10 protein-coding genes are annotated in these 13284 nt (G+C 71.4%); 6 read left to right on the plus strand and 4 right to left on the minus strand.

Annotated elements, in window-relative coordinates; genetic code table 11:
* Positions 1–47: 47 nt before the first annotated feature.
* Complete coding sequence (locus OG758_RS33310; RefSeq protein ID WP_326713307.1) at positions 48–479, minus strand: VOC family protein; 432 nt, start codon at positions 477–479, stop codon at positions 48–50.
* A 199-nt stretch (positions 480–678) separates the two neighbouring features.
* On the opposite strand from OG758_RS33310, the gene OG758_RS33315 reads away from it, so the two are divergent.
* Positions 679–3672: a bifunctional [glutamine synthetase] adenylyltransferase/[glutamine synthetase]-adenylyl-L-tyrosine phosphorylase gene (locus OG758_RS33315; protein ID WP_326713308.1), complete on the plus strand. Its 2994-nt coding sequence runs from the start codon at positions 679–681 to the stop codon at positions 3670–3672.
* Between the two features lie 10 nt (positions 3673–3682).
* On the opposite strand, the gene OG758_RS33320 is transcribed toward OG758_RS33315, so the two are convergent.
* Positions 3683–4291 carry a TetR/AcrR family transcriptional regulator gene (locus OG758_RS33320; RefSeq protein ID WP_326713309.1) on the minus strand — a complete coding sequence of 203 codons (609 nt, stop codon included), beginning with the start codon at positions 4289–4291 and terminating at the stop codon, positions 3683–3685.
* Positions 4292–4438: 147 nt separating this feature from the next.
* Here OG758_RS33320 and OG758_RS33325 point away from each other — a divergent pair, with 147 nt between their 5' ends.
* Together OG758_RS33325 and OG758_RS33330 are read left to right on the plus strand one after the other, a co-directional pair.
* Positions 4439–5908 carry an APC family permease gene (locus OG758_RS33325; RefSeq protein WP_326713310.1) on the plus strand — a complete coding sequence of 490 codons (1470 nt, stop codon included), beginning with the start codon at positions 4439–4441 and terminating at the stop codon, positions 5906–5908.
* Between the two features lie 54 nt (positions 5909–5962).
* Positions 5963–7540, plus strand: a complete 1578-nt coding sequence (locus OG758_RS33330) for an amidohydrolase (protein WP_326713311.1) — start codon at positions 5963–5965, stop codon at positions 7538–7540.
* On the opposite strand, the gene OG758_RS33335 is transcribed toward OG758_RS33330, so the two are convergent.
* Together OG758_RS33335 and OG758_RS33340 are read right to left on the minus strand one after the other, a co-directional pair.
* A complete protein-coding gene (locus OG758_RS33335) occupies positions 7521–8384 on the minus strand; it encodes a phosphatase PAP2 family protein (RefSeq protein WP_326713312.1) in 864 nt (287 codons plus the stop codon). The two genes, OG758_RS33330 and OG758_RS33335, sit on opposite strands and share 20 nt — an antisense overlap.
* 93 nt (positions 8385–8477) lie before the next feature.
* Positions 8478–9515, minus strand: a complete 1038-nt coding sequence (locus OG758_RS33340) for a LacI family DNA-binding transcriptional regulator (protein ID WP_326713313.1) — start codon at positions 9513–9515, stop codon at positions 8478–8480.
* 435 nt (positions 9516–9950) lie between these two features.
* Between OG758_RS33340 and OG758_RS33345 the strand changes: the two genes are divergently transcribed.
* From OG758_RS33345 to OG758_RS33355, 3 genes are all read left to right on the plus strand, one after another.
* Positions 9951–11225 carry an extracellular solute-binding protein gene (locus tag OG758_RS33345; RefSeq protein WP_326713314.1) on the plus strand — a complete coding sequence of 425 codons (1275 nt, stop codon included), beginning with the start codon at positions 9951–9953 and terminating at the stop codon, positions 11223–11225.
* A gap of 105 nt (positions 11226–11330) precedes the next feature.
* The gene (locus OG758_RS33350; RefSeq protein WP_326713315.1) at positions 11331–12329 is read left to right on the plus strand and encodes a carbohydrate ABC transporter permease; all 999 of its coding nucleotides are present in this window, start codon (positions 11331–11333) and stop codon (positions 12327–12329) included.
* A gap of 19 nt (positions 12330–12348) precedes the next feature.
* A complete protein-coding gene (locus OG758_RS33355) occupies positions 12349–13260 on the plus strand; it encodes a sugar ABC transporter permease (protein ID WP_326713316.1) in 912 nt (303 codons plus the stop codon).
* The last annotated feature ends 24 nt before the right edge of the window (positions 13261–13284 follow it).

Genomic DNA, 13284 nt, shown 5'->3' on the forward strand with positions numbered 1-13284 from the left:
ACGCCAAGATGCTCCTGTCCCACGCACATGTGAAGGGCGGGTGAACCTCAGCGCTCCGGGAGCGGGGCCGGCGCCTGCTGCACCGTCCAGCCGTTGCCGTCCGGGTCGGCGAAGAACATGAACGAGTTCCAGACGTCGCCGGGCCCGTCCTCCCAGCCCTTGGCCCCCACGTGCTGCACCGGGCTCACATCGACGCCCCGCTCCAGCAGCTCGGCCCGTGCCGCGTCGATGTCCGTCACGCACATCTGGATGCCGGTCAGCGACCCCGGCCGCATCGCCTGCTGCCCCGGCGCGACCGGCAGGCCCTGCTCCAGGGCGATCGAGCAGCGCGACCCCGGCGGCGTCAGCTGCACGATCCGGACGCCCTCCGTGACGACCTGGTCCACGTCGACCTTGAAGCCGAGCCCGTTCGCGTAGAAGTCCATCGCCCGGTCGACGTCCGAGACGGGCACGACGACCACTTCGAGGGTCCAGTCCATGGGTGCTCCCTTTCCGGCTGCGGTTTCCGACTGCGTTCTCAGACGTGAGTGTGTGCCGGCTGCGCGAAGCGCCGGCGCCCGTCCGGCCGTACCGTGTCTCCCGATGCTCCCGTCAAAGGGCAGACCCCGCACGCGGGCGGAACTCACCGGCGAAGCCTTAGGCTCTGGACCAGTGCGTGATCGAACAGGAGGCCGTGCGATGTCGGTGCCGCAAGGGCGCAGGAGCAGTACGTTCACGCGGCTGCTGCGGCACGGTTTCACGGATCCCTCCGCCGCCGAGCGGCTCCTCGACGTGCCGGGCCTCTCCGCCGTGCGCTCCGACCCGCTGCTCCTCGACGCCCTCGGCGCCACCGCCGACCCCGATCTGGCCCTCCTCGGGCTCGTCCGGCTCGTCGAGGCGCAGGCCGGTGACCCCGAGCGCCGGGAGCTCCTCGACACGCTCATCACGGCCAAGCCCTTGCGCGACCGGCTCCTCGCCGTCCTCGGCGCCTCCGAGGCGCTCGCCGACCATCTGGCCCGGCACCCGCTGGACTGGCAGGCCCTCGTCACCTACGAGCCGTCCGACCTGCACCCCGGTGTGGAGGAGTTCGAGCGGGGCCTCGCGGACGCCGTCGACCCGAACTCCCTGCGGGTCGCCTACCGGCGCTGCCTCCTGTCGATCGCCGCCCGTGACGTGTGCGGGACGACCGACATCACCCAGACCGCCGCCGAACTCGCCGACCTGGCCACGGCCACCCTGCGCGCGGCCCTCGCCATGGCGCAGGCGGACGCGCCGGGGGACGCCGCGCTGTGCAAGCTCGCGGTCATCGCGATGGGCAAGTGCGGCGGCCACGAGCTCAACTACGTCTCCGACGTGGACGTCATCTTCGTCGGCGAGGCCGTCGAGGGCGCCGACGAGGGCAAGGCGATCCAGGCCGCGACCCGGCTCGCCTCGCACATGATGCGGATCTGCTCCGACACGACCGTCGAAGGCACGATCTGGCCCGTCGACGCCAATCTGCGCCCCGAGGGGCGCAACGGCCCCCTCGTGCGGACGCTCTCCTCGCATCTCGCCTACTACCAGCGGTGGGCCAAGACCTGGGAGTTCCAGGCGCTGCTCAAGGCGCGGCCCGTCGCCGGTGACCTCGTCCTCGGCGACGCGTACGTCAGGACGCTCTCGCCCCTCGTCTGGCAGGCCGCCGAGCGCGAGAACTTCGTGCCCGACGTGCAGAAGATGCGCAAGCGCGTCGTCGAGAACATCCCCGCCGGTGAGGTCGACCGGGAGCTGAAGCTGGGTCCCGGCGGGCTCCGGGACGTCGAATTCGCCGTACAGCTCCTGCAGTTGGTGCACGGCAGGGCCGACCTCTCGCTGCGCAGCGGCACCACCCTGGACGCGCTGGCCGCCCTCGCCGACGGCGGGTACGTGGGGCGGGTCGACGCCGTCCAGCTCGACGACGCCTACCGCTTCCTGCGCACCCTGGAACACCGCATCCAGCTCTACAGGCTGAGGCGTACGCACCTCGTCCCCGAGGGCGACGCGGACCTGCGGCGCACCGGGCGCTCCATGGGTATGCGGACCGAGCCGATCACCGAACTCCACCGGGCCTGGCGCCGTCACACCTCGGTCGTGCGGCGCCTGCACGAGAAGCTCTTCTACCGGCCGCTGCTCGACGCCGTGGCCCAACTCGCCTCCGGCGAGACCAGGTTGAGCACCGAGGCGGCCCGCGAACGGCTCGTCGCCCTCGGCTACCACGACCCCAGCGCCGCGCTGAGGCACCTGGAGGCGCTGGCGTCCGGCGTGACCCGCAAGGCGGCGATCCAGCGGACGCTGCTCCCGGTGCTCCTCGGCTGGTTCGCCGACTCCGCCGACCCGGACGCCGGGCTGCTCAACTTCCGCAAGGTGTCCGACGCGCTGGGCAAGACGCCCTGGTACCTGCGCCTGCTGCGGGACGAGGGCGCGGCCGCGGAGAACCTCGCACGCGTGCTCTCGGCCGGCCGGCTCGCGCCCGATCTGCTGATGCGGGCGCCGGAGGCCGTCGCGCTGCTCGGCGACCAGCGGGGCCTCGAACCGCGCGGGCACGCCCAGCTGGAGCAGGAGGTGCTCGCCGCGGTCGGGCGCGCGGACGGCGCCGAGCAGGCCGTCGCCGCGGCCCGCGGTGTGCGGCGGCGTGAGCTGTTCCGTACGTCGGCCGCCGACATCATCGCCTCGTACGGCACCGAGGACACGCCCGCCGAGGCCGACCAGGGCGCCTTGGTGGACCGGGTCGGCGGCGCGGTCTCCGACATCACGGCCGCGACCCTCGCCGGGACGCTGCGGGCCGTCGTGCGCGAGGGATGGGGGGACGAGCTGCCCACCCGGTTCGCCGTCATCGCCATGGGGCGGTTCGGCGGACACGAGCTCGGCTACGGGTCGGACGCCGACGTGCTGTTCGTGCACGAGCCGCGCGAGGGCGGCGACGACCAGGAGGCGGCGAAGGCCGCGAACCGCGTCGTGTCCGAGATGCGGCGGCTGCTCGCCCTGCCGAGCGGGGATCCGCCGCTCCTCATCGACGCGGACCTGCGGCCCGAAGGCAAGTCGGGGCCGGTCGTGCGCACCCTCAAGTCCTACGACGCGTACTACCGGCGGTGGTCCCTGGTGTGGGAGTCGCAGGCGCTCCTGCGGGCCGAACCGGTCGCGGGCGACCTGGACCTGGGGCGGCGCTTCATCGACCTCATCGACCCGCTGCGGTTCCCGGCCGAGGGGCTCGGCGAGGACGCCGTGCGCGAGATCCGGCGGCTCAAGGCGCGTATGGAGTCCGAGCGGCTGCCGCGCGGCGCGGACCCGACGCTGCACACGAAGCTGGGCCGCGGCGGGCTCTCCGACGTCGAGTGGACGGTCCAGCTCCTCCAGCTCCAGCACGGGTGGGCGGAGCCGGGGCTGCGCACGACCCGCACCCGTGAGGCGCTCGCCGCGGCGTGCGCGGCGGAGCTGATCCCGGGAGAGGAGGCGGCGATCCTCGACGAGGCGTGGGTCCTCGCGTCCCGCGTGCGCGGCGCGGTCATGCTGGTGCGCGGCCGCCCGGGCGACACGTTCCCGTCCGACGGGCGTGAGCTCGCGGCCGTGGGACGGTACTTGGGCTACGACCCCGGCCACGTCGGCGACATGCTGGAGGACTACCGCCGCATGACGCGCCGGGCGCGCGCGGTGATGGAGGAGCGCTTCTACGGGGCGTAGCCCCCGCGGGTCACCTCCGCAGCGCGGACACGTGGGTGAGGAACCCGGTCAGCGCCAGTTCGAACGCCGCGTCGGCGCGGCCCGCGCCCATCGCGGCCAGGGCCGCCGCCAGCCGTGGCGTCGCCGTCTCGTCGGCCAGTTCCCACATCGCCTCCGGCGCCGCCATGTCCAGGGCGGAGCCGAGTACGACGTTCTCCAGGCCGATGATCACCGGCATCACGTCCGGCAGGGCGAACCCGGCGTCCAGCAGGAGCCCGGCCGCGAGCTCGTACTGGTCGAGGACGCGCTGGGCCCGCACGGGTGACGTCGTGAGCAGCGGGATCGCCTTGGGGTGGGCGGCGAAGGCGGCCCGGTAGGAGCGGGCCCAGTCCGCGAGGGCCTCGGCCCACGGCCGCTCGTCGCGGGCGAGCGTCGCGGGGTCGATCGCGGCGGCGACCCGCTCGCGCAGCAGCTCCACGATCCCGTCCCGGCCGTCCACATGGTGATACACGGATCCCGTCTGGACCCCGAGCTTGGCGGCGATCCGCGGAACGCTGAAGTCGCCTTTCTCATCGACGAGTTCGAGCGCGGTCGTGGTGATCCGCTCCCTGTCCAGCAGTGGCTTGCTCGGCCGTCCCATCGTGCGTGCTCCGAATCTGAGGTCTTCCCGAATGCCCAAAGGGAGGCTACATTGCCGAAACCGAAAGCCTTTAGGTTTCGTTTCCCGGCCACCGGGACGACGCCTCCGGGACCCCCGTCCCCCGCCGCCAGAAGGGCTTCCCTCCCCATGCCCGTCACCTCACCGCAGACGCAGGACAGCGCGACCGCGACCGCCGCGGAGCCCACCCTGCGCGCCGGCACCCTCGGCACCGCCGACATCGCCTTCTTCGTCGTCTCCGCCGCCGCCCCGCTCACCGTCATGGCGGGCGTCGCCCCGTTCGCCATCGCGCTCGGCGGCATCGGCGCCCCCGTCGGCTACCTCCTCGCCGGTCTGACGCTCGCCGTCTTCGCCGTCGGCTTCACCACGATGAGCCGCCACGTCCGCAGCGCCGGCGCCTTCTACGCGTACATCACGCGCGGCCTCGGCCGCTCCGTCGGCATCGGCGCCGCGCTGCTGGCCATGGTCGGCTACAACGGCATGGAGATCGGCGTCTACGGCCTGCTCGGCACCGCCACGCAGGACACCCTGCACGCCCTCTTCGGCATCGACATCCCCTGGCTGCCCGTGTCCCTCGCGGGGCTCGTGCTCATCTGGTACGGCGGCTTCCGGTCCATCGACTTCGGGGCCAAACTCCTCGGCGTCCTGCTCTGCGCCGAGACCGGCATCCTCGTCCTGCTCGCGGGCGGCGTGCTCCTCAAGGGTGGCGCGCACGGCCTGTCCGCCGCGTCCTTCGCGCCGGGCAACGTGCTCGTCCCCGGCACCGCCGCCGTACTGGCCTTCGCCTTCGCCGCGTTCACCGGCTTCGAGTCGACCGTGATCTACCGCCGCGAGGCCCGCGACCCCGGCCGTACGGTGCGCCGCGCGACCTACATCGCGGTCGCCTTCCTCGGCCTGTTCTACGCGTTCATCGTCTGGACCGGCATCCAGGCCTTCGGCGACGCCCACGTCGTCCAGGCGGCGGGCAGCGACCCGGCCGGCCTGTTCTTCTCCGCCATCACCACCTTCGTGGGCGGCTGGGCGGCCGACCTGATGCACATCCTGATCGTGACCAGCGTCCTCGCCTCGCTCCTCGCCTTCCACAACGCGATCAACCGCTACGGGCTCGCGCTCGCCGAGGAGGGCGTCCTGCCGAAGGTGTTCGGCACGGTCCATGCCAAGCACCGCTCCCCGTACCTCGCGGGCGTCGCGCAGACCGTGCTCGGCGCGGCCGTCGTCCTCGCCTTCTGGGCCGCGGGCGCCGACCCGTACGCGCAGCTGCTCCTGTGGGTGAACACCCCCGGCATGATCGGCCTGATGGCGCTCCAGCTGCTCGCCGCGATCGCCGTGCCGTTCTACTTCCGCCGCATCACCCACGAGGAGGGCGTGCTGCGCACGGTCGTCGCGCCGATCGCGGCGACGGTGCTCCTCAGCATCGCCATCGTGCTGGTCTGCACCCACCTCGACCTCTTCACGGGTGCGTCCTCCCTGGTCAACATGATCCTCATGGCCGTGGCCCCCGCCGTCTTCGTCCTCGGCATCGCCCTCGCCCGGCGCCTGCGCCGCACCAAGCCCGACGTGTACGAGCGCTTCGCGGCGGAACCGTCCGCCGACGCGTAGGCCGCAGAGCCTGCCCCCACGGAACACAGCCCCACCCGAACGGAGTTCACCCCCATGCCCGCAGCCGACCTCCTCCTCACCGGCGCCCGCGTCCGCACCCTCGACCCCGCGCTCCCCGAGGCGACCGCCGTGGCCGTCCGCGACGGTCTGATCGCCGCCGTGGGAGCCACCGAGGACGTCGTACGCGACTGGAACGGACCCAGCACCGAACGCGTCGACCTCACGGGCGCGACCCTCGTGCCCGGCCTGGTGGACTCGCACAGCCACCCGGTGTGGGGCCTGGAGATGGCGACCGGAACGGATCTGTCCGGCGTGCGCAGCCTGGACGAGCTGCGGGCGGCCCTGCGCTCGGCGCCCCGCGTCGACGGCTGGATCGTCGCCTGGGGGCTCGACCACAACGCGTTCGGCGGCCGCGCCGTCGACCGCGCCCTGATCGAGGACGTCCTCGACGGCGCGCCCGCCTTCGTCCGCCTCTACGACGGGCACTCCGCGCTGGCCGGCGGGGCCGCGCTCGCGGCGGCCGGGATCACCGGGCCGCGCGAGTTCGTCCAGCGCGCCGAGATCGTGTGCGACGCGGACGGCCGCCCGACCGGGCACCTCGTCGAGCACGCCGCGATGGACCTGATGCTCGCCGTCATGCCGCGGCCCTCGTTCGCCGAGCGCCGCGCCGGACTGCTCGCGCTGCTGTCCGACATGGCCGCCACGGGCCTGACCGGGGCCCACGTCATGGACCTCGGCCACGGTGACGTCCCGCAGCTGCTCGCCTCGGTCGAGGAGGAGGCCGTGCTGCCGCTGCGACTGCGGCTCGCGCCCTGGTGCATGCCGGGCGTCGACAAGGCCGGCCTGGACGAGCTGATCGCCGTCCAGCGCGAGGCCGGGCGGCACTGGCGGGTCGGCGGGGTCAAGTTCTTCATGGACGGCACCGTCGAGGGCGGCACCGCGTGGCTGGAGCACGCGGACTGCCACGGCCAGGGCACCGACGCGTTCTGGCCGGACCCGCAGGCGTACGCGGACGCGGTGCGGTACCTGCACGCGGCGGGCGTCGGCACCGCGACCCACGCGATCGGGGACGCGGCCGTCCGGCACGTCCTGGACACCGTCGAGTCCCTGGGCGAGAGCGGCCGGGGCGTGCACCGGATCGAGCACATCGAGACGGTCCCCGACGACACGATCCCGCGGTTCGCCGCGCTGGGCGTCGCCGCGTCGATGCAGCCGCCGCACACCGCGTACACCCGCGGCGACCACGGCGACGAGTGGTCGAAGCGCCTGGGCACGGACCGGGCCTCGCGCGCCTGGCGCATCAGGGACCTGCGGGACGCGGGCGCCGTGCTCGCGCTGGGCTCGGACTGGCCGATCGCGCACTACGACGTGCGCCGGGTCCTGTCCATGGCCCGGGTCCCCGAGGGCGCCGCCGGACCCGCGCAGGGGCTCACGGGGCTCATGGCGCTGGAGGGCTGCACATCACACGCGGCGCTGGCCGCCGGTGAGGACGGCGGGCGTATCGCCCCCGGTCTGCGGGCCGACCTCACGGCGTTCGGCATCGACCCGGTCGAGGCCCCGGCCGACGAGGTGGCCGAGGCGCCGGTCCGCCTGACGGCGGTCGGCGGTCACGTCACGTACCGGGGGGCCTGACCCCGGACGTGGCGGGCGCCGGCACGAGGCGCGGCATGGTGTAGGGCAGCGCCCCGTACCAGAGCCGCGCCACCGTGAAGCCGAACGCGAGGCACACCATGCCGCCCACCGCGTCCAGCCAGAAGTGGTTCGCCGTCGAGACGATGACGACCAGGGTCAGTGCCGGGTACAGGAGTCCGAGGACCCGCACCCACGGCGTCGAGGCCAGGGCGAAGATCGTCAGGCCGCACCACAGGGACCAGCCGATGTGCATGGACGGCATCGCCGCGTACTGGTTCGACATGTGTTTCAGGTCGCCGGACGCCATCGAGCCCCAGGTGTGGTGGACCCTGACGGTGTCGATGAAGTGCCCGCCGCTCATCAGGCGGGGCGGGGCGAGCGGGTACAGGTAGTAGCCGACCAGGGCGACCGCCGTCGTCGCGAAGAGCGCCGTCCGGGCCGCCGCGTAACGGCCCGGATGGCAGCGGAACAGCCAGACGAGCACCCCGAGCGTGACGATGAAGTGCAGTGTCGCGTAGTAGTAGTTCATGCCGACGATGAGCCATGTCACCGAATTCACGGCGTGGTTGACGCTCTGCTCCACGGCGATGGAGAGATGGTGCTCCATGCGCCAGATCCAGTCGGCGTTCCTCAGAGCCTGCGACCGCTGCTCCGGAACGGCGTTGCGGATCAGGGAGTACGTCCAGTAGCTCACCGCGATCAGCAGGATCTCGAACCAGAGCCTGGGGCGACGCGGTGCGCGTATACGGCCGAGGGGTCCCCGCCCATCGCGGCGGTCATCCGCCATGGGTGATGTGGTGGGCCCCTGTTGGCCTTCCAGTGTCGTCACGGTCGATTCACCCATAGAGACAGAGTCTGCCAGATACCGACCCCTCGCTCGATCATCCCCCGGGTGGGTCATCCACGCACGCTCTACGTCCTGCGGAGGACTGCTTACCTAGGGGCGCGGCAGACGGTCCCCTGGGGCCGAAGCGGTTGAACCGCGGACCACCAGTTCGGGCATGAAGACGAATTCGCTGTGCGGCGCGGGCGTCCCGCCGATCTCCTCGAGGAGCGTGCGGACGGCCGCCTGGCCCATCGCCGGGACCGGCTTGCGCACCGTGGTCAGGGGCGGGTCCGTGAAGGCGATCAGCGGGGAGTCGTCGAAGCCGACCACCGAGACGTCGGACGGGACGTCGAGGCCCCGCTGCCGCGCCGCCCTTATGGCACCGAGGGCCATCATGTCGCTGGCACACACGATCGCCGTGCAGTCCCGGTCGATGAGCGCCGTGGCCGCGGCCTGGCCGCCCTCCAGCGTGTACAGCGAGTGCTGCACCAGATCGCGCTCGATCTCCTGCGGGGACAGGGGCAGGAGGTCCTGCATCGTGCGTACGAAGCCCTCGATCTTCCGCTGGACCGGCACGAACCGCTTCGGGCCCAGGGCGAGCCCGATCCGCGTGTGGCCCAGCGAGACGAGGTGGGTGACGGCGAGCTGCATCGCGGCCCGGTCGTCCGGCGAGATGAAAGGTGCCTGCACCTTCGGCGAGAAGCCGTCGACCAGCACGAACGGCACGCCCTGCGCGCGCAGCTGCTCGTAGCGCTGCATGTCCGCCGAGGTGTCGGCGTGCAGCCCGGAGACGAAGATGATGCCGGAGACGCCCCGATCGACGAGCATCTCCGTGAGCTCGTCCTCGGTGGAGCCGCCGGGGGTCTGCGTGGCGAGGACCGGGGTGTAGCCCTGACGGGTCAGGGCCTGGCCGATGACCTGGGCGAGCGCCGGGAATATGGGGTTCTCCAGCTCCGGCGTGATCAGGCCGACCAGTCCGGCGGAGCGCTGGCGCAGCCGCACGGGCCGCTCGTAGCCGAGGACGTCGAGCGCGGCAAGCACGGACTGGCGGGTGGCAGCGGCCACCCCCGGCTTGCCGTTGAGCACCCGGCTGACCGTCGCCTCGCTGACCCCCGCCTGCGCTGCGATGTCGGCCAGTCGCGCGGTCACGGGATGGGACTGTACCGGTCGCGCGTCGGACTGCCCACCGTCAACCGGTCGCCGCGTGCGGGCAGTTGAACGGCCCGCTGCGGACTGCTGCGTCATGGCGCTCCCTCGTCTGACTTGCATGTGGCTCGCGTGGGGCCCATGGGGTTCCGATGATCCCCGCGCCGGCCCGGTGTAGCAAGAGCTTGCAGATTCTTGCACAAGGCATCCGTGGCCTGTCAGACCGGTCAACGCGCCCGCACGCCCCGGAGCGCAGGTCACGGACCGATAACCGGCTGGATCTTCTTGCAATATTTTTCTGCAAGGTCTTTCGCCGCGCTTGCAACGCTGTTACGTTCACGTCGCCCGGCGGCGGCAACGGTGCGGTCGGCGAGTCGGCAAGGGGTACGGACGGGACCGTCTCCCACCACTTCGGGCTTTCACCCTCTAGGAGATCTCATGCGGCGTGGCATAGCGGCCACCGCGCTGGTGGCGTCCCTCGCCCTCGCGGCGACGGCCTGCGGCGGCAGCGACAGTGGCAGCGACAAGGCCTCGGGGCCCGTCACCATCACGTGGTGGGACACGTCGAACGCCACCAACGAGGCACCGACGTACAAGGCCCTGGTCAAGCAGTTCGAGAAGGCGAACTCGGGCATCAAGGTCAAGTACGTCAACGTCCCCTTCGACCAGGCACAGAACAAGTTCGACACCGCCGCGGGCTCCAAGGGCGCCCCCGACGTGCTGCGCGCCGAGGTCGGCTGGACGCCGGCCTTCGCGAAGAAGAGCTACCTCCTGCCGCTCGACGGCACCGAGGCCCTCGCCGAGAAGGACAAGTTCCAGCCGAGCCTGATCAAGCAGGCCCAGTTCGAGGGCAAGACCTACGGCACGCCGCTGGTCACCGACACCCTGGCCCTCGTCTACAACAAGGACCTCTTCAAGAAGGCCGGCATCGACCTGCCGCCCGCCGACTGGGCCGACCTGAAGGCCGACGCCGCCAAGATCAAGTCGAAGACGGGCGTCGACGGCTACTGGGGCTCCACGCAGGGCTACTACTCCATGCCGTTCCTGTACGGCGAGGGCAGCGACACCGTCGACGCCTCGGCGAAGAAGATCACCATCGGTTCGCCCGAGGCCAAGAAGGGCCTCACGGCCTGGCAGGGCCTCTTCGACGGCAAGGGCCTGCACAAGGCCGACGCCACCGCCGACGCGTACGCCCACATCCAGGACGCGTTCGTGAACGGCAAGGTCGCCGCGATCATCCAGGGCCCGTGGGAGATCACCAACTTCTACAAGGGCTCCGCGTTCAAGGACAAGGAGAACCTGGGCATCGCGACCGTCCCGGCCGGCTCCACCGGCAAGGCGGGCGCCCCGACCGGCGGCCACAACCTCTCGGTCTACGCCGGCTCGGACAAGGCCCACCAGGAGGCCTCGCTCAAGTTCGTGAAGTGGATGACCTCCGCGGCCACGCAGGAGCAGATCGCCCTCAAGAACGTGACCCTGCCCACGCGCGAGGACGCGTACACCACGAAGGTCGTCACCGACCCGGGCATCGCCGGCTTCCAGAAGGCCCTCACCGTCGCCCAGCCGCGCCCCGAACTGCCCGAGTACAGCTCGCTGTGGGCCCCGCTCGACACCGAGTGGCCCAAGGTCGCCACCGGCAAGGAGTCCCTGGACAAGGGCATCGGCAACGCGCGGACCTCGTTCGCGAAGCTGGTCCCCGACTTCAGCAAGTGACCCCACTTTGACGGCTGCCGCCGGTTCCGCCCGCGAGGGGGCGGGCGGAACCGGCGGCGCCGCGCCGCACGCACTGAGCAGCCGATTCCCAGAAGGTGCCGAACCATGACAGTCGCCGTCGACAGCACGGCCGCCAAGACGCGCGGCGGCCGCGCGCCGCGCCCCGGCCCGTTCGGGCGCCTGCGGCGCTCGTACCAGAAGCACTGGTACGCGTACGCGATGATCGCGCCGGTCGTCGTCGTGCTCGGGGTCCTCGTGATCTATCCCCTGGTACGGGGCTTCTACCTGACGCTCACCGACGCCGACAGCCTCAACTCGGCGCGCACGATCGGCGTCAACCACATCGACGCCACGTACCAGTTCATCGGGTTCGGCAACTACGCCGACATCCTGTGGGGCCCGACCTCCTACGACCGCTTCTGGTCGCACTTCATCTGGACGATCGTGTGGACGGCGCTCTGCGTCGCCCTGCACTACGTCATCGGGCTCGGCCTCGCGATGCTCCTCAACCAGAAGATGCGCGGGCGCACCTTCTACCGGCTGCTGCTCATCCTGCCGTGGGCCGTACCGACGTTCGTCACGGTGTTCTCGTGGCGGATCATGCTGTCCGACTCCGGGATCATCAACTCCGTGCTCGGCTCGCTGCACCTGCCGCAGCCGCAGTGGCTGGAGGACACCTTCTTCCAGCGCTCGGCCGCCGTCCTGGTCAACACCTGGTGCGGGGTGCCGTTCATGATGGTGTCGCTGCTCGGCGGCCTCCAGTCGATCGACCCGGTGCTCTACGAGGCCGCGGAGATGGACGGCGCGAGCCCCTGGCAGCGCTTCTGGAACGTCACGCTGCCCGGCCTCAGGTCGGTCAGCTCCACCGTCGTACTGCTCGGCGTCATCTGGACGTTCAACCAGTTCAACGTCATCTTCCTGCTGTTCGGCAACACCGCGCCCGATGCCCAGATCCTCGTCACCTGGGCCTACTACCTGGGCTTCGGCCAGCAGCCGCGCGACTACGCCCAGTCCGCCGCGTACGGCGTGCTGCTCCTGTCGCTCCTCGCCGTCTTCACCTCCTTCTACTACCGCTGGCTGAACCGCAATGAGCAGCTCGCCTGACGCCGCAGGAGCCGCCTCCATGAGCACCACGACCGTCGACACCCCGGCGGCCGGCGCGCAGCCGGTCACCGAAGCCGTCCGCCCGCGCCGGGCGCGCCGCCGCGGCGAACGCAGCCGCCTCGCGACGTTCCTGTCGCACGGCGTGCTGAGCGTCGCGAGCCTGACAGCCCTGTTCCCGATCGCCTGGCTGGTCTATCTGTCGCTCGGCCCGGACAAGGACGACTACCTCCACCCCGGGCGCATCCTCGACAAGGCGACCCTCTCGAACTACTCGTTCGTCCTGGAGCACACCAACTTCTTCAAGTGGCTCGAGTCCACGCTGATCGTGTCCCTGGGCACGACGGTCGTCGGCGTCCTGTTCGCCGCCACCACCGGCTACGCCGTCTCGCGCATGCGCTTCCCCGGCCACCGCAAGCTGATGTGGATCCTGCTGCTCACGCAGGCGTTCCCGATCGCCGTCCTGATCGTGCCGATGTACGAGATCCTCGGCGACCTCGGCCTGATCGACACGTACGGCGGGCTCATCCTCGTGTACTGCTCGACCGCGGTGCCGTACTGCGCGTGGCTCCTCAAGGGCTACTTCGACACCATCCCGTACGAGATCGACGAGGCCGGCCGCATCGACGGGCTCTCGCCCTTCGGTACGTTCGCCCGCCTCATCGTCCCGCTGGCCAAGCCGGGCCTCGCGGTGGCCGCGTTCTACAGCTTCATCACCGCGTTCGGCGAGGTCGCCTTCGCCTCCACGTTCATGCTCGACGACGAGAAGTACACCTTCGCCGTGGGCCTGCGCAGCTTCGTCAGCGAGCACGACGCGCAGTGGAACTACATGGCGGCGACTGCGGTGTTGATCGCCATTCCGGTGTCCGCGTTCTTCTACCTTGTCCAGAGGAACCTGGTCACCGGCCTCACGGCGGGCGGCACCAAGGGCTGAGCCCGGCCGCTCCGCCCGCCTCCC

Source organism: Streptomyces sp. NBC_01474, assembly GCF_035918215.1.
GTDB classification, from domain to species: domain Bacteria; phylum Actinomycetota; class Actinomycetes; order Streptomycetales; family Streptomycetaceae; genus Streptomyces; species Streptomyces aureus.